This is a genomic window from Rhizobium sp. N731 (genome assembly GCF_001664145.1).
Taxonomy (GTDB): domain Bacteria; phylum Pseudomonadota; class Alphaproteobacteria; order Rhizobiales; family Rhizobiaceae; genus Rhizobium; species Rhizobium esperanzae.
This window is the reverse complement of the sequence record NZ_CP013601.1, coordinates 2,189,469-2,213,038: the sequence shown is the minus strand read 5'-3', so window position 1 is coordinate 2,213,038 and position 23,570 is coordinate 2,189,469. Positions and strand designations below refer to the sequence as shown.

Genomic DNA, 23,570 nt, shown 5'->3' with positions numbered 1-23,570 from the left:
TGTGGACTGGCGTTCCAAAAACCTGGACGAGCGTCCCGAAGATCGCAGTTGCACTTTCAGCCGGCGCCGAGCCCGGCCAGCCAATGTGCGAACGAGGCGTCGCCCGGCGGCGGCAACAATCTTCCCAGCCCCGGTTCCTCGCCCAGGCGGACGGCGGTGCGGGCCGCTCTCGGTGAGAGCCCAAATGTTCGGCGAAACAGACGGCTGAAATGAGCCTCGTCGGCGAAGCCCATTTCATAGGCGATGTCGCCGATGCGGCGGTCGGCGTGACGCGGATCGCAAAGGGCAAGTAGGCAGCGTCTAAGACGGCGGCGGCGGATGTAGGTCTCGACACCGCCTATTCCAAATTGCCGGTAGAGCTGGCTGCGAGAAACACCCAAGTCGCGGGTTAACGCTGAAGGGCTCAAGTCACTGCGATGCAGGTTTTCCTCGATGTGACGGCGCAACCGACGCCCGAGGTCCCCCCGCGCTTCCTTTGGCGTGACCGCAGAACCGGAGCCCAGGCACGATGCGAGCAGATTGGGCACAGAGGCCCCGAGAGCCAGCAACTCGCCAGCGCTCAGGCTGCGCGCGGCCTCGCACAGCGCTTCCAGAAACTTTCGCATGATGATCCCCATGGCCGCATCCCCGGCCAGGATCCTGCCGGTCGTTGGTTGCGCCGGTGCGACTGCTGTTGGTAGCAGGGTGCGCGGAAGGATCAGGTGCGTTGACTCGGCCGCCTTCATGGCAAAAACAACCGGGGCCGAGAGATCCAGCACGGCCACGTCGCCCGGGCGCAGCCGACGCGCTGCAGGGCGGGCCAGCGTGAGGGCGCCGCGCTGCAGGCAGGAAATGACGATGTGGTCCGTATCGTCATGTGCAAGGCGGGCCGGCGTCCGCCGATATCGCCCGCCGTCGACGGCGCTCTGGCACAGCAGAAACGTGCCGAAGTGATGAACGATGAGGTTGGCTTTGAACGGGGCGGATGGCGATGCGCCGGGCAGGAGGCTGTCGAACAGTATAATGAGAAGAGAGCGCCACGCCTCAAAGGGAGAGGGAGCGTCAGTGGTCGTGAAACGGAGACTCGCGACTGCACTTTCTCCACTTGTTGGAGATGTCAGTTCTTCGGCTGTATCCCGCACAAGCCCCTCCTTGAGTGGCAAGGGCTAGAATTACAACTATTGATTTATCATTTATGAAGCATAGCCTATTGATTGTGTGGAAAATAATGCGGTCTGAGACATGCGGCGCGCCGATCCGACGAATGCGTCGGTCATGCGAAAAGAAGGCAACGCCATGTCTGTCGCATCAGGCTATAGGCTATGCCGCGAGCGTTGCATGCGTTCCGGGAGTTTCGCTGCAGAGGCCACTCTGAACGCGCCGCAACGGCCGACCGCCGGATGGAATTTTTCTCCAGTGGACTTACTGGGTCGCACCGCCTTGTGTTCCATAATCTACCTTATGCGATTTTTGTGTGTAGCCGCAAAGTTAAAGTGTCCTGTTTCTGCAAAGTTAGAATGTCACTCTCTTCCCGTTTTTGATGACGGTGGAGATTGCGGATGGGATTGATAGCGATGAGCGAGCGCGATCTGCAGCGGATCGAGATTTTGTCGAAGGTGGTCGACGGCCGCATGACGTTGGTGTCGGCGGCACATGTGCTTGATCTGAGCGAGCGCCAGGTGCGTCGGCTGCTGGATCGGATCCGCACTGACGGCGCGGCATCGATAAGGCACAAGGCGATCGGTCGGCCATCGAACAACCGGATCAGCGACGGCGTTCGCGATTATGCGATGACGTTGGTTGGCGAACGCTATGCGGATTTCGGTCCGACGCTGGCGGCCGAGAAGCTGGCCGAACGCGATGGATTGCGTGTGTCGCGCGAGACGTTGCGCAGCTGGATGGTGGAGGCTGGCCTGTGGCTATCTGCCAAGCAGCGGCGGACGTTTCATCAGCCGCGGCTGCGGCGCGAGGCCTATGGCGAGCTGGTGCAGATCGACGGGTCGGAACACCGCTGGTTCGAGGATCGCGGGCCGCCGTGCTCGCTGCTGGTGTTTGTCGACGATGCGACTGGCAGATTGATGCAGTTGCGGTTTGTGCGCTCGGAAAGCGCCTTCAGCTATTTCGAGGCACTGGCGCTATACCTCAGGCGTCACGGCGCGCCTGTGGCCTTCTACTCCGACAAGCATTCGGTATTCCGGGTGGCGAAGAAGGACGCCAAGGGTGGCCAGGGGATGACCCAGTTCGGGCGGGCGCTTTGCGAGCTAAACATCGAGATTCTTTGCGCAAATTCGAGCCAGGCCAAAGGTCGCGTCGAGCGCATGAACCGGACGCTACAGGATCGGCTGGTCAAGGAATTACGGCTGGCGGGGATCTGCGACATGGAGACTGGCAATGCGTTTTTGCCTGGCTTCATGGAGCACTACAATGCGCGGTTTGCGATCATCCCTGCCCGGTCCGAGGATTTGCACCGGCCGCTGAATCTGGCCCCGGGTCGGTTAACTGAGATCCTTTGCAAGCGCGAGCAGCGTTACGTCGGGGCGCAGTTGACGTTTTCGTTTGAACGCAAGCGGATCATGCTGGAGGAGGCCGAGGTGACGCGCGGTCTGGTGGGCCGCTATGTCGAGACCTATGCCTATGCTGACGGCCGCCTGGATGTGCGCTGGAAGGGACATTCCCTGCCCTACACGGTGTTCGACAAGGACCAGCGGGTGACGCATGCGGCAATTACCGAGAACAAGCGGCTCGGTGATGTTCTGGCCTATATCAAGGAGCGTCAGGACCAGCAGGAAAAGCCGGTCGTGAAGAGCAACAGCGACAAAAATGGCTATAAGCCGAGAGGTCGCAAGCCCGGAAGGCGCACGGACTACATGAATGATCCGGCGGTGATTGCGCGGCGAGAGAAAGCGCTGTTGAGGCAGCAGGCTGCCGAGTGAACCGTCGATCGGATAGTCTCAAAGCTCACATGAGGATTTTGCCGTCAAGATCAATCATAGTTTCATAGCTTGTTCCCTTCAATTTCGTTTCGAACCCATGGTCTGAGCCACTTTGCTTGACGCGGCACGTTTCCGTCACCGGTTCAAACTCACATACGGTCGCCGTTTTGTCCGGCAGCACCATTATCCCGCTTGCGTAGCGGCAAGGCTCAGGAGAACGGGACCAATCTAAAGCGCGGCATTTAAAGCCCGACTTTGAGGCGGTTCGCTCACCTGGATCCGCCAGGAGTGATCAGTCCTGGAAGATTTGTGTATTCGGCAATCTTTTGGGGTCGTCAGGCGGTCTTCATGACAGCCCCCTCGATGACAACACCCGCGGTGACAAACTTCCACAGTGCGATAAGGAGTTTGCGCGCCAGGGCCACTATCGCGGCTTTTTTTAAGCGTCCACCATTCGACTGAACCCGATCCACAAACCAACGGCTAAGCGCTGATGCTGGCTGATTGCGTAGCCACAACCAAGACAGTTGGATCATCGTGGTGCGCAGCCGAGGGTTTCCTGCCTTTGAGACACCCTGTTCGTGGTCGATGGTCCCGCTCATCCATGGGGTTGGTGTCAAACCTGCATAGGCGGCAATCTGCCGCCGATTATCAAAATGCCGGGACAGGGCTTCGGTCCAAAGAACGGCGGCAAATTCAGCGCCAACACCCTTCAAGGACAGCAGCATCGCTGCGGGCGAGGTTGCCTCAACCGCTGGCTGCTCGTCCATCGATAGGAGAGAATTACGCTCGCTCTCCACTGCAGCGATCTGTTCTAGCAGCAACTCGAGACGGTCGAGTTCGCGATTGATTTGAGCCTTCAGGTGTTTCGGTAACTCGCGCCCATCTCCGGTCTGGAGTTCCTCCAGCCGCTGACGGCGATCCTTACGGAGCGGTTGATAGCCGCTGACGCCTTGAGCGAAGAGTAGCCCCTTCACGCGATTGACATGCCTGACCCGCTCAGCAATCAAAACTTTGCGTTCCCGGCAAATCCGACGTCGATCTTCGTCCTTCGGATCTGGCGCTCTGACCATCGCACATACGCGAGGCTCGCCGCGCTTGAATGCAAGCAATGTGCGCGTCAGAGCCTCTCCATCGATCTTGTCGGTCTTGGCACGCCGACGTCGACGGGAAGTCGCGATCGAAGCTGCGTCGACGACGTAACTTTCGATGCCGTGAGTCTCCAGCACGCGGTGTATCCAGAAGCCGTCCAATCCTGCCTCCTGGATCGTCACGATGGGAAATAACTTCCCTGTTCTCAACCGCGCCTTCTGTTGTAGCTGCTCAAATCGATCCAGCAGCTCGGCTACATTGCCACCGGCCACTACGTGCTTCGACATCTTCTCGCCACTGCCAGGCGACAGCGAAGTGATCAACCAGGTCGATCGGCTCAGTTCCAATGATACAAAAATTGCGCCAAGATCAATGCGGACAGCGGTCGGATGAATGGATGCAGGTTCCATAAACTGCTCCTCCTGAGCGAGTGTTTTGATGCAACCTCACTCTGCCAGAGCGGCGGCCGCTGTTCACTCCTCATGGGATCTAAAGCCGAAGGGGTGTCTCTCACCCGCCCCGATCTGCTCTTGCAACCGGTATCAGCCGCTCAGATCGGGGCTGATCGGTGTGCCGCGTAGCAACCTCGCGGACATTTCTACTTTGCACAACGGCGGACATTCCAACTTCCCCGCCACATGTGTAGGAGCTATTTAGTAGCGACAGTTGGGCCAGTCAGAGATGCGACAATCTCGCCTCCTCGCTTACCCGCCCGGCTCTACAAAGATGGACGCACCTGTGCGTGCCGACTGACGATATTCCCCACTGGATTGTCTTTCCTGCAACCAGATCGACGGTTTAGCGTTGCCTTAAAGAAACTGTGCAATGATGCAAGCCTGTCATTCACACTGGCGACCTGATGAAGTTTCGAAGACATACAAAGGCAATTCGCAGCCTCGCGGGCTCCCTGATGAGCCATGCGAGCGCCTTCGCTCCGGCACTATTTGCGGCCATTATCGCAGCCATCGTCGTCTGGGTGGCAACGAACTGGCGGCTTGAGCGGTCGTTGGCCGACGAACGCTCGGTTGTTGCCGGCGAGCTTGCGACGATATCGTCTCGACTTCAGACAAACCTCAACAGCAATGTGAAGCTGTTGCAAGGTTTGGCGGCGGGTATCGCGGTCGATCCGGCGATGGGCCAGAACAAATTTTCCAAACTTGCCGCGCAGATTCTGCAGCCTGATTCACAATTGCGAAGCTTCGCTGCAGCGCCCGACATGGTGGTCCAGTGGGTTTATCCGGAAACAGGAAACGAAAAAGCCATCGGACTCGACTACCGAAAAAATGAGAAGCAACGGGCCGCTGCGATGCTTGCGCGCAACACCCACAATATCGTCCTCACGGGCCCGGTGGAACTTGTCCAAGGCGGAACGGCTTTCGTTGTCAGGTGTCCGGTTTACGTCGACGACGGAAACAGCCAGATCTTTTGGGGTCTGCTTTCTGGAATCGTCGATATTCCGAGGCTATACCGGGATAGCGGCCTTAGTTCGACCGACCTTGAGATCGCCATCAGCACGAGGCCGGAGCCGAATTCGCCCAAACAGGTCTTTCTCGGCAGCCTGGAAACTTTTGGGAAGAAGCCGGTCGTCGCCTCCGTCGATATGACTTACGGCCGATGGTCCCTCGCCGCACTTCCCAGGAATGGCTGGGGCCAGAATAACGGCATCGGCACTTTTGAGCTCTATGCCAGTCTGTTGGCCTTGTGCGTTGTTGCACCGATCGTCTGGGTGGGCTTTCTGACCAAATCCCGCCAGAAGACCATCGAAAAACTTCGCCTTCACAAGAGCAAGCTCGTCCGAGCCCGACAGAGGCTGGAGCACCTGTCGCTGCATGACGCCCTCACCGGGTTACCCAATCGGCGGTTTGTCGACCAGATGATTTCGCAGCCGCCGAGGCCCGATCCGCAGGACCGTCTGATCCTCATCCATATCGACCTTGACCGGTTTAAGGAGATCAACGACACGAAGGGGCACGCCGGCGGTGACATGGTCCTGCAGACAACCGCTTCGCGGCTTGCCGATTTGACCGGCCCGAACGATGTCGCAGCGCGCATCGGCGGAGACGAGTTCGTTGTCGCCAGCTGGAGCACCGATCCCGAGCCTAAAGCAGCCGAATTGGCCAGACAGATTGTCGACGCGCTGCAGCAGACCATTTTTATCGATGGAGCTGGTTATGTGGTCGGCGCCAGCGTCGGTGTCGCCTGGGAGACTGAAAGCGCCCGCGACCGCGACCTCGGCCAGCTGCTTCTGAATGCCGATCTGGCGCTGTACGAGGCGAAGAAAGCCGGCCGCGGCCGCGCGGCCGTTTTTACCGAGGAGCTTCGCAGCGCGGCAATCCATGCAAAAGAACTGGCGGATGAATTCAACCAAGCGCTCGAACGCGATGAACTCGTTGCATTCTTCCAGCCGCAGTTCAATGCAAACACGCTTGATATCGCAGGTGTCGAAGCGCTTGCCCGCTGGGATCATCCGCGAAAAGGTCTGCTCGGCCCGAACGCATTTCTGGATGCTGCGGAAAAACTGGGGCGCAGCGGCGATATGGACAAGCTGATCCTGCAAAAGGCGCTGTTCGAGCTGACGCGCTGGGACGGCTTGGGAATGTATATTCCAAGGGTCTCCGTCAATATTTCAGCGCGCCGGCTGGCGCAGGCAAATCTGCTCGCCGAGCTGTCCGCGCTTCCCGCAGCGAAGGGTCGCCTATGTTTCGAGCTGCTCGAGACAATCTCCTTCGACGAGCTTCAGCCTGCTCTCAACGAGGTCATTCCGGCAATCAAAGCGCTGGGCATAGAAATCGAGATCGACGATTTCGGCACGGAACATGCCAGTATCGTCAGCCTGCTTCGATTTGAACCGCGACGGCTCAAGATCGACCGAGAGATCATCAAGCCGATCATCGCCTCCCCCTCGCAACGCCGTCTGGTCTCCTCCATCATCGAAATCGGCCGGTCGCAGAACATCGACATCGTTGCCGAGGGCGTGGAGACAGTGGAGCACGCGAAGATCCTGAAAGATCTCGGTTGCCATTTGCTCCAGGGTTACGCCCTGGCCCGACCCATGAACTCGGATCAGTTGATCGAATTTTGCCGGATGAAGGGCAAGGGAACAGCAAGGGCAGGCCGATAGCTGCTCAAGCCGCCTCGGTGACGAGCTTCGTATTGAGGTAACTCTCCATTGCTTCAGAACCGCCTTCCGAACCGTAGCCGGAGTCTTTTATGCCTCCGAAAGGCAATTCCGGCAGCGCCAGCCCATGATGATTGACGGATAACATGCCGCTCTCGATATCGCGGGCAAGGGCTGCGCTGGTCTTAGCGGAGGTCGTATAGCCATAGGCCGCCAGGCCGTATGGCAGGCGATTGGCTTCCGCGATGGCAGAATCGTAGTCCGAAAATGCACTCACTATCGCCAAGGGGCCGAATGGTTCTTCGCTGAGCACGCGGGCATGTTGTGGAACGTCGGTGAGAACCGTCGGCTGGAAGAAGTTGCCGAGATTGCCGATCCTTTTGCCGCCGGTCGCAATCTTCGCACCGTGCATCACCGCGTCGGCTGTCAGTGCCTCCATGGCCCCTACCCGCCTCGCGTTGGCAAGCGGTCCCATGGTTACGCCGTCGCTCAATCCATCGCCGACCTTAATCGCCTCGGCCGCCTTTACCAGGCCATCGAGGAATTTATCGAAGACGGGTTCCTGGATGAGAAACCGGGTCGGCGCCACGCAGATTTGCCCGGCATTTCGAAACTTCGCAGCGGCTAACAGTCTGACCGCGAGATCAATATCAGCGTCATCGAAGACGATTGCCGGCGCATGGCCTCCGAGTTCCATGGTCACCCGCTTCATGTGGGCGCCGGCCAGGGAGGCAAGCTGCTTGCCGACGACGGTCGATCCGGTGAAGGAAATTTTTCGGATAACGGGGTGCGGGATCAGGTGATTTGAAATATCGGCCGGAATGCCGAAAACGAGATTAAGGACGCCCGCTGGCAGGCCCGCCTCGGCAAAGGCGCGAACCAGTTCAGCGCAACTTGCCGGCGTCTCCTCCGGTCCCTTCAATATGATCGAGCAGCCGGCCGCAAGCGCGGCCGAAACTTTGCGCACGGCCTGGTTCAGCGGAAAATTCCAGGGGCTGAAGGCCGCCACCGGGCCGACAGGCTCCTTGACCACCATCTGTCTGACATTGGCCGCTCGTGGCGGGACGAGCCGGCCGTAGGCACGGCGGGCTTCCTCGGCAAACCAGTCTATGATGTCGGCAGCCGCGGCTGCCTCTGCCTCGGACTCGGCGAGCGGTTTGCCTTGTTCCAATGTCATTATTCGAGAGATCGCCGCAGAGCGCTGCCGCAGGATCTCCGCCGCCGCATGCATCAGCTTTGCCCGCTCGAACGCACTTATGCGCCGCCACTGCTCAAACCCGGCGGCGGCGGCCGAAAGCGCTTCGTCGAGATCACCAGCGCCGGCATTGGAAACACGGCCGATGACTTCGCCCGAGGCCGGATTGACGACGGTCAGATCGTCGTTTGAACCCCGCCTCCAGCGGCCATTGATATAAAGTTGGGTATTCGGATATGCCGACATTCAGCTCTCCACCGCCTCTAGTAGCCGAGCGCGCAACCATCTTTTCGATGATCGGAGGCGCCCAGCAGCGTGTTGTTTTGATCGTCTATCCAGATCGCCTGGGCGCCGCCGATCGCCCAATTCGGTGCGACGACCTTGAAGCCGCGAGCTTCGAGATCATGCCCGATCGAGGTTCGCAGAAGCGCTTCGGTTTCGATTGATGTCGTGCCGGGCAGCGGAAAGAGCCGAGGCAGATCAATCGCACTTTGTATGTCCAGATTGAAATCGAACAGCTTGGAAAGGAAGTGGGCATGGCCCATCGCCTGATAGTGTCCACCCATCACGCCGAACGACAAGACGCTTCTGCCATTGCGGGTGACCAGACCCGGGATGATCGTATGCATGGGCCTCTTGCGCGGCCCCATCGCGTTCGGATGCCCCTGCTTCATACTGAAGCTCTGGCCGCGATTGTGGAACAAGACGCCGGAATTCGGTGCCATCACTCCGCTTCCGTAGGAATGGAAGATCGAGTTGATGAAGCTGGCGACATTTCTATCCTTGTCGACAACGGAAATGTAGACGGTGTCGGCATGCTCGACGCCGTCGATAACGGCCCCGGCATCGGCGATGGTGTTCAGGTCGATCCTGGCGGCAAGGCTGTCGGCGAGTTCATCGGACAACAGGAAGTCGACCGGAACGTTTGAGGCGGCCATGTCGGCGACCCATCGATCACGAGCCGCATAAGCCAGCCGCGTGGCCTCGACTTCGATGTGCAGATTGTCCACACCAAGCGGGTCGCCTTTGCGTTCGAACCGCTCCAGGATCTTCAGGATCATCAGAGCGACGATGCCCTGCCCGTTCGGCGGGCATTCATGCACCGTCCATCCGCGATATGTCGCGCTGACCGGCTTCACATATTCGCCGGCAGCTGAGGCAAAATCCTCAACTGTATGGAGGCCGCCAAGGGAATTCAGCCGGGTCACCATGTCGGCTGCCACCGGACCGCGATAGAAGCCGTCACGGCCCGACGTTGCGATCGTTTCCAGCGTCTGCGCCAGTTCCGGCTGATATTGAACCGATCCGACCGGCGGCGCCTGATCATCGATCAGGAAAAGGCGACGGGTCGACGGATCGCGCAGCAGCAAGTCTCGTTGGTTCGAAATGTCGGCGGCAACCCGTGGCGTGATCGCATAGCCGTCGCGAGCCAGTGCAATTGCCGGCGCAAGAATTTCCGACAGCGGCATCCTGCCGTGATCGGCAACGAGGCGGGTCCAGGCGTCCACCGCCCCAGGAACGGTCACCGCATGCGGCGATGACCGCTCGATCGAAGTGATGCCGTTTTCCTGAAACCAGTCAAAATGCGCCGCCGCCGGCGTCCGCCCCGAGCCGTTATAGGCAAGGACATCATCATTTCCATTCGACGCCAGCAGCGCAAAGCAATCGCCGCCTATGCCTGTGGATCCAGCCTCCACGACGCATTGGACGGCACAGGCGCCGACGGCGGCGTCGATGGCCCTGCCGCCGGCTTTCAGGATCTCGATCGCTGTTAAAGTCGCCATCGGGTGCGATGTCGCGGCCATGCCATTGCGGCCGACGGCCATCGATCTTCCCGGCAATTCGAAATTTCGCATATCGTCGCTTCCTTCGCTCAATAGAGGCCGGTTGCCCTCGCCCATGTATAGGTATCATCCAATGCGCGCGTGGAGCGATCGAACAATTCGTGGATCTCCGCCTCGGTGATGATAAGCGGCGGGCAAAGCGAGTAGTTGTCGCCAAGGGCGCGCGTGATGACGCCATGGACCTGGGCTCGCTTGCCTGCGTGAATGGCAATGCCGTCCGTCGGCTTGAACGGTTCTTTCGTTTCCTTGTTGCGAACCAGTTCAAGGGTGCCGATGAGCCCACGACCGCGGGCGTTGCCGACGAGCGGATGGTCGCCAAGCTCGTTCAACCGCCGCTGGAACACCGGGGCGATGGTGCGGACGTGGCCGACGATGTCACGTTCCTCGTAGATTTTCAGGGTTTCCAGGGCGACGGCCGTCGCGACCGGATGGCCGCTATAGGTGAAACCATGTCCGAATGTTCCGATCTTCTCGCTCTCGGCAACGACAGCGGAATGGATCTTTTCATTGATCATCAGGGCGGAGATCGGCTGGTAGGCGGCGGAAAGCTGCTTTGCCATGACGATCATATCCGGCTGAAGCCCGAAGCTTTCGGAGCCGAACATCGTGCCGAGCCTGCCAAAGCCGCAGATGACTTCGTCGGCGATCAGCAGCACGTCGTATTTCTTGAGGATTGCCTGGATCTTCTCGTAATAGGTCGGCGGCGGAACGATGCAGCCGCCGGATGCCATCAAGGGCTCGGCGAAGAATGCGCCGATGGTTTCCGGTCCTTCGGCAAGGATCATCTGTTCAAGCGAGTTGGCACAGCGCGTCGCGAATTCTTCCTCCGTTTCGCCCGGGCGGCCATAGCGATAAAACTCCGGGCAATCGGTATGCAGCACCCGATCAATCGGCAGATCGAAATCGCGGTGATTGTTCGGCAACCCGGTGAGGCTGGCCGAAGCAATGGTCACGCCGTGATAAGCCCGCATGCGCGAGATGATCTTCTTCTTTTCCGGCATGCCGATGGCATTGTGATAGTACCAGACAAGCTTCATGGCCGTGTCGTTGGCCTCGGAACCCGAATTGGCGAAGAACACTTTCGACATGGGAACCGGTGAAAGCTGAATGAGCCGTTCGGCAAGCTCGACCGCCGTCTCATGCGTTTTGCCGCCGAAGCTGTGATAGAAGGGCAATTGCTTCATCTGGCGGGTCGCCGCGTCTACCAGACGTTGTTCGCTGAAGCCCAGCGACGCGCAGAACAGCCCACCAAGACCTTCGATGTATTTGTTGCCTTCGCTGTCGACGATATGGATCCCCTCGCCCCTGGTGATCACCAGCGGGCCGTCCTTCAGATGCTGCGAAGCGTTCGTATAGGGATGAAGAACAAACGCAGCGTCGCGGGATTCGACGGAGTTGAGAAGGATGGTCACAGAGGTTCTCCAAATGTGGGTCTATTTGATGGCGACGCGCGGTAAAGCTGCGCCGGTCAGCCGGCGCGACCTACTCGGTGCGCCGGCTGCCAATTGCTGCCGTGGGAGCTTTGCCGCTTAATCAATCAAGGGATGTCTTGATCCATTTCTGAGCAAGTTTGTTGATCGTGCCGTCGGCTTCCGCCGCTTCGATGGCCGCGTCGAACATCGACTTCAACACCGTATCGTCCTTGCGAAGACCTGCCGCGATCCCCTGTCCAAAGACCCCGCCTTTGAAGGTCGGGCCGGCGATCTTGTAGTCCTTGAAGTCGTCCTTGCCGAGCGTTGCAGTCAACGACGTTTTTTGGGCAACGACGGCGTCGATGCGACCGGCCTGGAGGTCCAGATCATGCTGCTCGACGGTCTTGTATTCTCTTGGATCGACAACGCCCTTGAAATAGGTATCGAGAAAGACTGCGTTCGCCGTCGACACCTGGGCGCCCACGGCCTTGCCTTTGAGAGCGTCCCGAAGCGGCTGCAATTCCTGCTCTACCTTCGCCTTGTCCGCAGCGAGGTCGACCGTTGTCCCGGTCCCCGGCAGATCTGCAAGAGGACCGGTTTTCTCGACCATGAAGGCGGCGGCGGTCGGAGCGTACGGTTTGCTGAAGGAGATGACGGCGAGGCGCTTTTCGGTCACGATCATAGAGGCCATGATGGCGTCGAACTTCTTGGCCGTGAGCGATGGAATGAGCCCATCCCAGTCCTGCGCCACGATGGTGCATTTCACCTTCATGCGGGCGCAGAGGTCATTGGCGAGATCGATCTCGAACCCTGCCAGCTTGCCGTCAGGACCGGTAAAATTCCAGGGCTCGTAGGCGCCCTCGGTCGCGATGGTGATTTCGGTTGGTTTCGTCTGCGCAGCGGCAGCGCCGGCCGAGATGACGCCGAGCAAAGCGGACGTCAGCAAAAGTTTTGATACTCGCATGTTTTTATTCCCCTTTTTGGTGCGCCCTGCCCTTTTCCCAAGCGAGGCGGTTGCAGACTCCGCGACGTCCGTTTGCTAGGACGCGCGAATCTTGATTGCCTCGGCCGCAAGGCAGAGGAGTTCGAACAAAATCTGAGCGGCAATTTGTGCCGTATTCGACGTCGGGTCGTATTGCGGAGCGATCTCGACAACGTCGCCGCCGACAATGTTCAAGCCGATAAGACCGCGCAGAATGCCAAGCGCCTGCGCCGAGGTCAGGCCGCCGACCTCCGGCGTTCCCGTGCCTGGCGCGAATGCGGGATCGAGAGAGTCGACGTCGAAGCTGACATAGGTCGGCCCCGCCCCGACGATCTCTCTCGCCTTGGCGATGACGGCGCTGATGCCGAGATCACCGACGTCTTCCGCATGAATGACGGTCATGCCTGATGCATACGAGAATTCCCATAGATATTCGGAATTGCCGCGAATTCCGATCTGGATCGTCCGCCTGGGATCAAGCACACCGTCCAGAACCGCCTGGCGAAAGGGTCCGCCGTGGTGGAATTTGCATCCTTCGAACGAACCGCCCGTGTCGCAATGGGCGTCGATATGAATCATCCCCACAGGGCGATCCCTGCCGACGGCCCTCAGGATGGGAAGGCCGACCGAGTGGTCGCCGCCGACGGCCAGGGGCACGACCCCCGCTTTTATCATGCCGCCGACAAATTCCTCGATATCGTCATGGGATGCCTGAAGATCGAAGCGGCTTTTGAACGGGACATCGCCGACATCGGCAACACGGGCATGGGCAGTCGGGACGGTCCGCAGGACATGATCATAAGGGCCAACGCGGTCGACGTTGCGTACGGCTCTTGGCCCGAACCGCGCGCCCGACCGGTTCGTCACCCCGAGATCCATCGGAATGCCGAAAAGCGCGATATCTATATCGGCAAAACTGGGCGCGGCGTCCGGACGATACGGGGCCTTCAGCAATGTCGGGACGCCGCAGTAAGGCGCCTGGCGACGATCGCCCTCGCCGAAGACCAGGTCGGCCACCTTGCGAAACTCCGGATCGAACATCTCACCGCCTGAAGCGTTCGAAAAGCGCTCCCGCAGTTCGTCCAGACTGAGAATCTCCGGCATCGGACCTCCAGATGTTGCGACCAGATCGCGGGCGACTTTTGAACGCCGGCGAAAAGACGATTGCTTGTTGTAGCCAACATTGTATACATAATCGTATTCCGCTTGATCGAGCAAGAGGGAAAAAGTTATGGTGTCGTTCACCGAGGGGCGAATGGACCAGAGACGGAAGGGGAATCGATTGGCATCGACCAAGACAGAACAGCGAGGATCGTTGCGTGAGAGCACCTATCTGCAACTGAAGGATCTGATCCTCACCGGCCAGCTTCGCCCCTCCGAGCGCCTGTCGGAAGTGACGCTCGCCAAGCGCTTCGGCGTCAGCCGAACACCGCTGCGCGAAGCGCTGATGAAGCTGGAAGAAGAAGGGCTTATCGTCGGTCAGCGGAATTTCGGCTACACGGTGACCGACCTCGACGTCACCAAATTCTGCAATCTGCTGGTCGTTCGCGAAGCGCTCGACGTTTGCGCCGCGCAACTCGCCTGCGAGGTAGCGAGCGAGGAAGACCTCGATCGGCTCCGTGACGTCATTGCCCAGATGGTTGAACTGAAGGATACGACGAACAAGACGCCCTCTGACGCGGCCCGCAACCTCGACCTTGGACTATACATCCATCGCGTCATCGTGGAATCGACCCGAAACGAGGCCCTCGTCAGGGTGACGGATCAAGTTTATCAGCAGCTTCGCCTGGCCCTGTGGCTCGAAGTTCTCTGGGTGGATCTGGAGCACACCGATCTCGACGAACACCGGGCGATCGCAGACGCCATCTGTGCACGCGACCGGGAGGCGGCGGCCGCAGCAGCAAGAGCGCATGTGCAAAGCTCGCTCAAAAATATGTCGAAGCTCCAGCGCATCTGGGCGCATCGGCGCGCAGCCGACTGACGCGCAACCCGATCTTTTACCAAGGGGTCCCCGCATGGCACCTATCGACAGTTACCTGGCTCTCGTCGGCTTCGAGCAGACGGGTTGGGGTTGGCTACTACTGACTGCGGCTGCGATGACCATCGGCGTGTCCGTCTGCGGCTTCCTGACCGGAACGTTGATCGGGACCGTCATTACCTTCATGCAGCTGTCCCGCCACCTGACCATCCGGTGGCTTGCGGATTGCTACACGACCGTTCTGCGCGGCGTGCCCGACCTTCTGGTCATCTATCTTTTCTATTTCGGCGGCAGCGCATTGCTTGGATCCTTGGGCGGCCTGTTCGGCTATCAAGGCTTCATTGGAATGCCGGCATTTTTGACCGGAACCCTGGCGCTTGGCGTGGTTTCGGCGGCCTATCAGGCTGAGGTATTTCGCGGCGCCTACAGGTCGGTTGCACGCGGCGAACTCGAAGCCGCCAGCGCCGTCGGCATGCGGCCATGGCCCAAATTCTGGCGCATCGTTGCCCCCCTCGTCCTGCGCTACGCTATTCCGGGCCTCGGAAACACCTGGCAGCTCGTCTTGAAGGAATCGGCATTGATCTCCGTCACGGGTCTCGTCGAACTCCTGCGCCAATCGCAGATCGCGGCCGGATCGACGCGCCGGCCGTTCGAGTTCTACCTGACGGCGGTCGTGCTTTATCTCGTCATCACCTGGCTTTCATCAATCCTGTTCAGACGCATGGAAGCGCGAACGACCCAAGGCACAAGGAGAGCGTTGTGATGGATCTGGGCTTTATGTGGGATACGTTTCTCACGCTTCTGACCGGTTTGCCGCTGACGCTTGAGCTTGCCGTCACGTCCGTCGTGGCGGGCAGCGCGCTGGCGCTGGCGATCTCGCTCCTGGCCGTGACCGGCGGTGAAATAGGCCGAACCATAACCCGTGCCTACGTCTTCGTCTTCAGAGGGTCGCCGCTCCTCGTCCAAATGTTCCTGATCTATTATGGCCTCGGCCAATTCAGACACGGCCTGCAGGACCTCGGCGTCTGGGGGTTCTTTCGCGAACCCTACTGGTGTGCGGTGCTCGCCCTCACTCTGAATACTGCCGCCTACTGCAGCGAAATTTTCCGGGGAGGACTGCTGGCCGTGTCCGCTCAGGAGATCGAGGCGGCTCGCGCTTGCGGCATGTCGGGCATTCTCTTGTTCAGACGGATCATCCTGCCGATCGCCATCAGGCATGCGCTGCCCGCTTACGGCAATGAGATCATCCTGATGATCAAAGCAACAGCGCTCGCGTCTGTCATCACGATCATGGAAGTCACCGGTCTGGCTGGAAAACTGATCGCCGACAGCTTCCGCGCTTTCGAGATCTTCATCGTCGCCGGCGCGATTTACCTCGCGATCATTTTCATCGTCACACGGATGCTCATGGCGGTGGATTTCTGGCTTTCGCCTCATATGCGTATGCGGCTGCAATCTTAAACGGGAGTGTGTGCATGTCTGACAGGGGAACAGTTTTGGTCGGCGACAACAAGAACAAAAGCGCTGCCGTTTCGGTCAAGGATCTCCGCAAATGCTTCGGCCCGCTGGAAGTGCTGAAGGGAATTTCGCTTGAAGCGCATGAGGGGGACGTGATTTCCATCCTCGGCTCATCCGGCTCCGGCAAATCGACGATGCTGAGATGCCTCAATATGCTCGAAATCCCCGACAGCGGGGAAATTCGCATCGGCCGCGAGATGTACGCTCTGAAGAAATCGGGGCACAGAACGGTGCCGGCTGACCGCAGGCAAGTCGATCGGATGCGCGAACACATCGGCATGGTGTTTCAGAATTTCAATCTTTGGTCGCACATGACCATTCTTGAAAATGTGATCGAAGCACCGGTGCACGTGCAGAAGCGCAACCGCGCGGAATGTATCGCGGAGGCCGAAGCTCTGCTCGAACGGGTCGGCATCGCCGAAAAACGAAATTTCTATCCGGCGCATTTGTCTGGCGGGCAGCAGCAACGGGCTGCGATCGCCCGCGCTCTCGCGCAGCGGCCGAGGGTCATGCTGTTTGACGAACCGACCTCGGCGCTGGATCCCGAACTCGTCGGCGAAGTGCTGAAAGTGATGCGCTCGCTCGCTGAGGAAGGTCGAACCATGCTTGTTGTCACCCATGAAATGGCCTTCGCGCGAGACGTGTCGAGCAAAGTGGTTTTTCTTCACCGGGGCGTCGTCGAAGAGACAGGGGAGCCCACCGAGCTTTTCACCCATCCGAAATCGGAACGGTTCCGCCAGTTTCTGGCAGGGACGAGGTGACGTCGTTTGACCTCCGACGCGGATCTCAAGAAACTCAGGCGTTCAACGGCGATCGTTGTTCTGCCGCCTGTTTGACGCTTGCGGGCACGGGGCAACAGGTTCATGCTGCTCTTCTGTTGAGGCCCGTTGGTTCCGGCTGATATAGCCGTCGGATGCCGGGTTCGTGAGATGCCAGCGATGGACTGCGCCGGCTGCGGTTTCGATATTCAGAGCGGTTTTGCTTTCTGTCCGCGATGCGGCGCAAGGCAGCCTCTCTCTTGCGCCGCCTGCGGTTATGCGTGCCAGCCCGATTTTGCCTTCTGCCCCAAATGCGGCGCATCGATTTCAGGCAAAGCCTCGCCTGCGCCGAAGCCGATTATTGAGGTGGTGCCAACGAAATCCGACAGCGATGCCGACCGGCGGCCGGTGACGGTGCTCTTTGCCGATCTCTGCGGCTTCACCACGCTGAGCGAGCAGATCGACCCTGAAGTCATGCGGGCGCTGCAGAACGAATTGTTCGAAGAGATGACCCGGGCGGTGGAAGCCTATGGCGGCTTCGTCGACAAATTTGTCGGCGATGCGCTTCTGGCACTGTTCGGTGCGCCTGCCGCCCATGAGGACGATCCGGTGCGGGCGCTTGGCGCCGCACTTGATATGATCGACCGCGCCGCTACAGTCGGCAAACGCTGGCAATCGCGCGCCGGCGTGCCGCTGCGTCTGCATATAGGCATCAACAGCGGCCCTGTCGTCACCGGCGGTTTCGGCGCCGCCGGTGCGAAATCCTATTCCGTGACCGGCGACACGGTGAACACCGCGCAACGGCTGCAATCCATGGCTGGCGAAAACGATATTCTCGTCGGTCCGCTGACCTATCGCCTCACCCGCCACGCCTTTGCCTTCGACAGCCTCGGCGCGCAGGCATTGCGCGGCAAGAGTGGAAACGTGCTCGTGCATCGGCTGAGCGGGCTGCTGGAAGCGCCGCATACGGCACGCGGGCTCGAAAGTTTCGGCCTTCAGGCGCCGATGGTCGGACGGGACGCGGAATTGTCGCGCCTGCTGACCTGCCTCGATCTTGCCTGTGGCGGGGCCGCGCAGCTCGTCCGCCTGATCGGCGAAGCAGGCATCGGCAAATCGCGCCTGGCCAGCGAATTCGTCGGCGTCGCCGCCGATGCGGACCGTTTCCCCGGCCTTGCCATCCGCAAAGCCAGCTGCTCTCCCCTCGGCGAACAATCCTACGGCACGCTCGCCGCGGTCGTGCGGAGCGCTTACGGAATCGGCGAGCGCGACGATCCCGACAAGACACGGCAACTGCTGACAACAGGGTTCCGTGCCCTCGATCTCAGGCCTGATGACATCGAGGCGCTTTTGCCGCTCTTTCTGCATGTTCTCGGCCTCGGCGATCCTGATGGCGCGCTCCGGCACATCGAGCCGGAACAATTGCGGCGGCAAATCTTCTATGCGGTCCGCACCGTTTTCGAGCGCCGGCTGGCGCAAGGCCCTCTCCTTCTTGTCATCGAGGATCTCCACTGGGCGGATGCCGCCTCGCTGGAGGTGCTGCGCTTCATGATGGACCGACTGGAGCGCAGCCGGCTGATGCTGCTTGCGATCTATCGGCCGACGTCGCAGACGGACCCGCTGGACTCCAATCGCGTCAGCGTCACCGTCCAGCGTCTCGGTCCCCTCCTCGCTGCCGATGGGCAGAAGCTGCTTGCCGCCTTTTTTGGCGAGGGTCACGGCAAGTTGCCGGCGCCGATGCGCAAGCGCATCCTCGATCGCGCCGGCGGCAATCCGCTGTTCATCGAAGAAATCCTGCGCGGGCTGATCGACATGGGTACGCTGCACAATGACGGCCAGCGCTGGCATGTCGCGGCCGAAGACACGGATGTCGATATACCCGTCAATCTACAGGCCCTGTTGCTTGCCCGTGTCGACCGGCTGCCGCAGGAGATCAGGCGTCTGGCGCAGGAGGCGGCGGTCGTCGGCCCGAAGTTCGATACCGCCCTGCTCCGCACCGTCGCGACCGACCCGGCCGGCATCGATGCGGCGCTGGATTATCTCTGCGATGCCAATATCATCGAGGAATTGCGCGGGCCGGACGCCGAGATAGCGCCAGGCTACCGCTTCAGCCAGACGCTGATGCACGATGTCATCTACCACAATCTGCTGCTGCAACGGCGCATGGAGCTTCACCGACGGATCGGCCGGGCGCTGGAACGTCAATATGGCGTGGCGCCCGATCGGGCGGAGCATCTGGCGCAGCTCGGCCATCATTTCAGCCTGACCACCGAAAAGGCCAAGGGCGCCAGCTATCTTATGGCGGCGGGCGATATGGCGCGCAAGATTTACGCCAATGACGATGCCATGCGTCTCTACCGCCAGGCTCTTGCTGCCTTTGCCGACGAGCCGGAGGCGACGCCGGAGCAATCGGCACTGTTGGAGCGCCTTGGCGATCTCTGTGGTCCTGCCGGCCGGCGCGAGGCCGCCCTGAACCATTATCAGCGAGCACTTGCGAACCATCGCGCGAAAGATGATCGGATCGCCGTGGCGAGGATCTTGCGCAAGATCAGCCGCCTGCATCTCGATGCGGGGCGCCGCGATCAGGCGGAGGCCCATTGCGCCGAAGCCGAAGCGATGATCGCGCCGATCGATGCGCCGGTCGAACATGCCCATCTCCTGCAGGAACGCGGCCACCTCGCCTTCCGCACCGGCGACCAGGCTGCTGCTGCCGAATGGGCGACACAGGCGCTGCAATGCCTGCAAACGCTGCCGATCGATGGAACGACGGAGGCTGGACGGGAGGCAGCGCGGGCGATGGCAGAGGCACTGAACACCAAGGGTGCAGCGCTCGCGCGGCTCGGACGCCGCCGTGATGCCGTGCAGGAAGTGGAGCGCAGCCTTTCGGTCGCCGAAAAGGCCGATCTGCAAAGCGCCGCCTGCCGCGCCTATTCCAACCTCGGCGTTCTCTACACGATCGTCGATCCGGCCAACGCCATCAGGATCTGCCGGCGCGGGTTGGAGGTCGCCACCCGTATCGGCGATCTCGGCTTCCAGGCGCGTCTTCTCGCCAATCTCGCGGTCTCCTGCTGCACCTTCACCGATCGCTGCGGAGCCGAAGGCGTCCCGGCGGCCGAAAAGGCGGTGGAAATCGACCGGGCGCTCGATCAGCGCGACCATCTCTCCGTACCGCTGATCGTGCTCGGGCAGATACATCAATGTCATGGGCAGCCGAAGCTAGCTCGTAAGTATTACGAGGAAGCCCTTGAGGTTGCGAAGGAAATTGACGAGCCGCAACTGCTCTTTCCGTGTTATGATGGCTTGGCGACACTGAGCCTTGAACACGACGACATGGATGAAGCGGAACGGTATTTTGCGCTGGCGCAGGATGTGTGCATCCGCCACAAGCTCGACCCCGGCACATTCGTCGTCTTGCCGTTTCTCGACTGAAGGCTTCGTATCTCGCTCTGCATCAATTAGACCAAACGATTCAAGAACATAAAGGGAGGAACTAACAATGCAGGAGAACCACGCCGATAAACCATTACAGCCTGGGGATCGCGCGCCCAACGTCGTGCTGGATGCGATCACCCGCCATGGCAAGATCGCCATCGATGATTTTCGCGGCCAGAAGCCGGTGCTCGTCGGCTTGTTTCGCGGCCTGCACTGCCCCTTCTGCCGCCGGCAGATCGCCGCCATGGCCGAGCTCACCGATGCGTTGCAGGAGAAAGGCATCGACAGCCTGACAGTCGTCAATACGCCGATCGAGCGAGCGCGCCTCTATTTCCGCTACCACCCGCTTCCCAATTTGCTGGCGGCCTCCGACCCCGAACGGGTATCGCACAGAGCCTTCGGCCTGCCGAATATCGAGTTCACCGAATCCGAGAATGAATGGCCGCACAAGGTCAGCATGAGCACGATGTCCTCAATGCGGATCGACATGCCGGGCGAGCTGCCGGAGCCTATGGATGTGATGGCGGCGACCGAATATCTCGACAAGGCCGACGGTTACGAATTCACGGAGGATGACACGCGGATGATCGCCACCGGCCATGGCCAGCTTGTCGGCGAATTCCTGCTCGACCGCGATGGCGTCGTGCGCTGGTGTTTCACGGAAGTCGAGGAAGGTGGCCGCAACTTGTTCGGTGGTCCAGCGCCTCGGGATGTGATGTCTGCAGCGGCGAACATGGCTGTTTGACGCGACTTCCCTGGCCCTTGGGCGGGCCGGCCGCTTCAAGCCGGTAGGCCGGCCTTGCGGTAGACGTCCACGAAATGGCCAAGCGTCCGGGCGTCGCGAAACGGTTCGGTCGCAGCCCAGCGGCGGGTGGAAAAGCCTGGGTTGGCGACAAGGAAGAGCTCGGTTTCCGCCCGCGCCTCGTCGAGCCGTCCAAGCTGAGCCAGGCTTGCCGCCAGGAAACGACGGGAGCTCGTGCGATCGGTTTCGTCGCGACGCAGCGTCTCGACAGCGGCCTCATATTGTCCGGCTGCATATTGCGCCTGGCCGAGCGCCAGATAATACCAGCTTGCCGGAAAGGGATTCAGCCGGAACGCCTTGCGAGCATGTTCGAGGCCCTCGTCAATCCGCCCGGCCAGGACCGTGATGTCGGATAATGCGGCAAAGGTGTCGGCCTCGTTCGGGTCGAGTTCGATTGTCTTGGCGAATTGCGCATCCGCCTCGGCGAAATCGCGTTCATAGGCAAGCAGATAGGCCAGAACCCAACGGCAGCCGGCATCGTTGGGATCGATCACAACAGCCTTGCGCGCCAACTGCAAAGCAACGTCGCGGTTCGATTCCGTCGGCCCGCCGCTATGGACCCATCCCATCCAGTGGTTCGTGGCAAGCCAGCGATAGGCCTCGGCATAGTGGGGGTCGAGGGTGACAGCGCGCGTCAGCATCAAATACGCTTCCTCAGCCGCCTGCGGGGAATCGTCCATGAGCTTGCGCGCCCGCACGCAAAGATCGTAGGCCTCGAGGTTCTTCGGCCGATTTCGCGGCGGCGGTGCGTGCAGCCGGCCGAGCAGCGCCTCGACGATCCTGCCCGTCACCTCGTCCTGAACCGCGAAGATGTCGTCGAGGCTGCGGTCGAAACGTTCCGCCCAGAGATGATCGCCACTGACGGCGTCGATCAGCTTGGCGTTGATACGAACGCGCCCGGCAGCACGTCTTGCACTGCCTTCAAGCAAGTAGCGCACGCCGAGCTCTTCAGCGATCCCTCGTACCTCGATCGCCTTGCCCTTATAGGCGAAGACCGAGTTGCGGGCGATGACGAACAGGCCGGGCATCCTGGAGAGGTCGGTGATTAGGTCTTCCGTCAGCCCGTCCGCGAAGGATTCCTGTTCGGGATCGGTGCCGATATTCAGGAAGGGCAGCACGGCGATCGACGGTTTATCAGGCAGCGGCAAGGTTTTTCGCTTCACGCCGCTCAGGCTCCCCTGTCCCAATTGGCCAAATACATAACACGTTATATAATTCTGGACCAGATAGGAGGGTGGCATGGTCGAGGATGTGGTCCGAACACTGGGTTTTCTGTGTTTGGGCAGTCGGCTGCGACGCATCGGGGAGAGATTGCAGGCAGATACGCAGCAGGTCATCGACGAGGCGGAGTGGGCATTCAGGCCGGCCAATATCCGTTCCTGGCGGCAATCGACCGGGCCGGACCGCTGACGGTCGGCGAGCTTTCGCAGGCGGTAGGTATCAGCCAGCCCGGCGTGACGCGGACCATAGGCCAGCTTCTCGAATTGGGCTTCGTCAATATGCAGCCGGCGACGGACGATCAGCGACGCAAGCTGGTTTCGCTGAGCGACGAGGGCCGGAAACTCGTCGACCATTCGAAGACGACGATCTGGCCGCGCGTGGCGGCTGCCGTTGCGGATCTCTGCGGCGACCTCGATGGACCGATCCTCGAGCAACTTGCGGCGATCGAGGATGGGCTTGCGGCGGCGCCGCTCATACGCCGCGGCGCAAATAGGACGTCGCGCCTACCCTCAGACGCCAATGAGGAGGAATGACAATGAACCATGTGCTCGACCGGCCGATCTGGAGCGCTCTGCAGACTGCGCATGCCGATTTCGCCGAAGGCGGACAGCACGCACGGCGATATCCGCCGTCCATCGTCCCCTTCGCGGCCTCCGCCGACGATACGCCGGAAAGCCTCGGGGCCCTGGAAAAACTGCCATCAGGCGAGGAAAGGATGTTTCTGGTCGAGGCCGCACCGATCGCCATTCCCCCAAGTCTTGTTGTGTTAATGGAGGCACCGGTCACCCAGATGGTGGCCGAGCGGCCTCACGAGAAAATTTCGGATCCCCACATCCAGCCGCTGACAGAGGCTGACGCCGCCGATATGCTCGAATTGGCGACCTTGACCAAACCGGGTCCATTCACGTTGCGTGCGCAGAGCCTTGGCCGCTTCTGGGGGATCAGGCAAGAAGGTCGTCTCGTTGCGATGGCCGGTCAGCGCATGCGGCAGATCGGCTTTATCGAGCTCAGCGGGCTTTGCACCCATCCCGACTTCCAGGGGCGCGGCCTCGGCAGCCTGCTCTTCCGCTTCGTGGCCGACGAAATAGCGTCCGGCGGCGACACCGCCTATCTGCATGCCTATGCGGGCAACACATCGGCCATTTCTCTCTATATGGCCCACGGCTTCGTCGTTCGGTCGGAGATGAACATGTGCGTAGTCAAGCGTCCCACTTGAAAGGGTCAATTGAACGAGCGTTTCCTACGGCTCAAGCACGTGTTCACTGGTCATAGCGCACCGCCGCTGGCAGCACTGCAAATTGCCAGTATT

16 protein-coding genes and 2 pseudogenes are annotated in these 23,570 nt (G+C 60.4%); 10 read left to right on the top strand and 8 right to left on the bottom strand.

The genetic code is table 11. The annotated features are described in order from the left end of the window. Positions 1-56: 56 nt before the first annotated feature. A complete protein-coding gene (locus AMK02_RS30045) occupies positions 57-1,121 on the bottom strand; it encodes a helix-turn-helix domain-containing protein (RefSeq protein WP_189636961.1) in 1,065 nt (354 codons plus the stop codon). A gap of 417 nt (positions 1,122-1,538) precedes the next feature. On the opposite strand from AMK02_RS30045, the gene AMK02_RS10870 reads away from it, so the two are divergent. After that, positions 1,539-2,912 (top strand): ISNCY-like element ISRel26 family transposase, encoded by a 1,374-nt coding sequence (locus AMK02_RS10870; protein WP_064802647.1) that lies wholly within the window; start codon positions 1,539-1,541, stop codon positions 2,910-2,912. Between the two features lie 335 nt (positions 2,913-3,247). Here AMK02_RS10870 and AMK02_RS10865 read toward each other — a convergent pair whose 3' ends face one another. Beyond that, entirely contained in the window at positions 3,248-4,414 is a 1,167-nt protein-coding gene (locus AMK02_RS10865; RefSeq protein ID WP_011053406.1) for an IS110-like element ISRel9 family transposase, read from the bottom strand. Between the two features lie 449 nt (positions 4,415-4,863). Here AMK02_RS10865 and AMK02_RS10860 point away from each other — a divergent pair, with 449 nt between their 5' ends. Beyond that, the gene (locus AMK02_RS10860) at positions 4,864-7,125 is read left to right on the top strand and encodes a bifunctional diguanylate cyclase/phosphodiesterase (RefSeq protein ID WP_064802645.1); all 2,262 of its coding nucleotides are present in this window, start codon (positions 4,864-4,866) and stop codon (positions 7,123-7,125) included. A 4-nt stretch (positions 7,126-7,129) separates the two neighbouring features. On the opposite strand, the gene AMK02_RS10855 is transcribed toward AMK02_RS10860, so the two are convergent. The 5 genes from AMK02_RS10855 to speB all read right to left on the bottom strand — a co-directional run bounded on the left by AMK02_RS10855 (position 7,130) and on the right by speB (position 13,659). Continuing rightward, a complete protein-coding gene (locus AMK02_RS10855) occupies positions 7,130-8,563 on the bottom strand; it encodes an NAD-dependent succinate-semialdehyde dehydrogenase (RefSeq protein WP_064802644.1) in 1,434 nt (477 codons plus the stop codon). 17 nt (positions 8,564-8,580) lie between these two features. Next, positions 8,581-10,173, bottom strand: coding sequence for a gamma-glutamyltransferase (gene ggt, locus AMK02_RS10850; protein WP_064806136.1), 1,593 nt, complete (start codon positions 10,171-10,173; stop codon positions 8,581-8,583). Between the two features lie 17 nt (positions 10,174-10,190). Beyond that, positions 10,191-11,573, bottom strand: a complete 1,383-nt coding sequence (locus tag AMK02_RS10845; protein WP_064802642.1) for an aspartate aminotransferase family protein — start codon at positions 11,571-11,573, stop codon at positions 10,191-10,193. A gap of 121 nt (positions 11,574-11,694) precedes the next feature. Continuing rightward, entirely contained in the window at positions 11,695-12,537 is an 843-nt protein-coding gene (locus AMK02_RS10840) for a transporter substrate-binding domain-containing protein (protein WP_064802640.1), read from the bottom strand. A 75-nt stretch (positions 12,538-12,612) separates the two neighbouring features. After that, complete coding sequence (gene speB / locus AMK02_RS10835) at positions 12,613-13,659, bottom strand: agmatinase (RefSeq protein WP_064802636.1); 1,047 nt, start codon at positions 13,657-13,659, stop codon at positions 12,613-12,615. 127 nt (positions 13,660-13,786) lie between these two features. Between speB and AMK02_RS10830 the strand changes: the two genes are divergently transcribed. From AMK02_RS10830 to AMK02_RS10805, 6 genes are all read left to right on the top strand, one after another. After that, positions 13,787-14,536 (top strand): GntR family transcriptional regulator, encoded by a 750-nt coding sequence (locus AMK02_RS10830; RefSeq protein WP_081279112.1) that lies wholly within the window; start codon positions 13,787-13,789, stop codon positions 14,534-14,536. A 34-nt stretch (positions 14,537-14,570) separates the two neighbouring features. Further along, the gene (locus tag AMK02_RS10825) at positions 14,571-15,296 is read left to right on the top strand and encodes an ABC transporter permease (RefSeq protein WP_064802634.1); all 726 of its coding nucleotides are present in this window, start codon (positions 14,571-14,573) and stop codon (positions 15,294-15,296) included. Further along, the gene (locus tag AMK02_RS10820; RefSeq protein ID WP_064802632.1) at positions 15,296-15,994 is read left to right on the top strand and encodes an ABC transporter permease; all 699 of its coding nucleotides are present in this window, start codon (positions 15,296-15,298) and stop codon (positions 15,992-15,994) included. Before AMK02_RS10825 ends, AMK02_RS10820 begins: the two co-directional genes overlap by 1 nt. A gap of 14 nt (positions 15,995-16,008) precedes the next feature. Then, positions 16,009-16,812: an ABC transporter ATP-binding protein gene (locus AMK02_RS10815; protein WP_064802627.1), complete on the top strand. Its 804-nt coding sequence runs from the start codon at positions 16,009-16,011 to the stop codon at positions 16,810-16,812. 177 nt (positions 16,813-16,989) lie between these two features. Then, complete coding sequence (locus tag AMK02_RS10810) at positions 16,990-20,235, top strand: adenylate/guanylate cyclase domain-containing protein (protein WP_064802625.1); 3,246 nt, start codon at positions 16,990-16,992, stop codon at positions 20,233-20,235. A gap of 67 nt (positions 20,236-20,302) precedes the next feature. Continuing rightward, positions 20,303-20,983: a peroxiredoxin-like family protein gene (locus AMK02_RS10805; protein ID WP_064802623.1), complete on the top strand. Its 681-nt coding sequence runs from the start codon at positions 20,303-20,305 to the stop codon at positions 20,981-20,983. Positions 20,984-21,018: 35 nt separating this feature from the next. On the opposite strand, the pseudogene AMK02_RS10800 reads toward AMK02_RS10805, so the two are convergent. After that, positions 21,019-22,212: pseudogene (locus AMK02_RS10800) on the bottom strand (tetratricopeptide repeat protein); the annotation flags it as partial. A 67-nt stretch (positions 22,213-22,279) separates the two neighbouring features. Here AMK02_RS10800 and AMK02_RS10795 point away from each other — a divergent pair. After that, a pseudogene (locus tag AMK02_RS10795) lies at positions 22,280-22,794 on the top strand (MarR family winged helix-turn-helix transcriptional regulator). Between the two features lie 2 nt (positions 22,795-22,796). After that, positions 22,797-23,477, top strand: a complete 681-nt coding sequence (locus tag AMK02_RS10790) for a GNAT family N-acetyltransferase (RefSeq protein ID WP_064802621.1) — start codon at positions 22,797-22,799, stop codon at positions 23,475-23,477. Positions 23,478-23,570: the final 93 nt, after the last annotated feature.

What these genes read in the sequence shown, in the direction of transcription:
- AMK02_RS10870 (WP_064802647.1), top strand. Translation starts at nt 1,539, where the DNA reads ATGGGATTGATAGCGATGAGCGAGCGCGATCTGCAGCGGATCGAGATT.
- AMK02_RS10865 (WP_011053406.1), bottom strand. Translation starts at nt 4,414, where the DNA reads ATGGAACCTGCATCCATTCATCCGACCGCTGTCCGCATTGATCTTGGC.
- AMK02_RS10860 (WP_064802645.1), top strand. Translation starts at nt 4,864, where the DNA reads ATGAAGTTTCGAAGACATACAAAGGCAATTCGCAGCCTCGCGGGCTCC.
- AMK02_RS10855 (WP_064802644.1), bottom strand. Translation starts at nt 8,563, where the DNA reads ATGTCGGCATATCCGAATACCCAACTTTATATCAATGGCCGCTGGAGG.
- ggt (WP_064806136.1), bottom strand. Translation starts at nt 10,173, where the DNA reads ATGCGAAATTTCGAATTGCCGGGAAGATCGATGGCCGTCGGCCGCAAT.
- AMK02_RS10840 (WP_064802640.1), bottom strand. Translation starts at nt 12,537, where the DNA reads ATGCGAGTATCAAAACTTTTGCTGACGTCCGCTTTGCTCGGCGTCATC.
- speB (WP_064802636.1), bottom strand. Translation starts at nt 13,659, where the DNA reads ATGCCGGAGATTCTCAGTCTGGACGAACTGCGGGAGCGCTTTTCGAAC.
- AMK02_RS10830 (WP_081279112.1), top strand. Translation starts at nt 13,787, where the DNA reads ATGGTGTCGTTCACCGAGGGGCGAATGGACCAGAGACGGAAGGGGAAT.
- AMK02_RS10825 (WP_064802634.1), top strand. Translation starts at nt 14,571, where the DNA reads ATGGCACCTATCGACAGTTACCTGGCTCTCGTCGGCTTCGAGCAGACG.
- AMK02_RS10820 (WP_064802632.1), top strand. Translation starts at nt 15,296, where the DNA reads ATGGATCTGGGCTTTATGTGGGATACGTTTCTCACGCTTCTGACCGGT.
- AMK02_RS10815 (WP_064802627.1), top strand. Translation starts at nt 16,009, where the DNA reads ATGTCTGACAGGGGAACAGTTTTGGTCGGCGACAACAAGAACAAAAGC.
- AMK02_RS10810 (WP_064802625.1), top strand. Translation starts at nt 16,990, where the DNA reads ATGGACTGCGCCGGCTGCGGTTTCGATATTCAGAGCGGTTTTGCTTTC.
- AMK02_RS10805 (WP_064802623.1), top strand. Translation starts at nt 20,303, where the DNA reads ATGCAGGAGAACCACGCCGATAAACCATTACAGCCTGGGGATCGCGCG.
- AMK02_RS10790 (WP_064802621.1), top strand. Translation starts at nt 22,797, where the DNA reads ATGAACCATGTGCTCGACCGGCCGATCTGGAGCGCTCTGCAGACTGCG.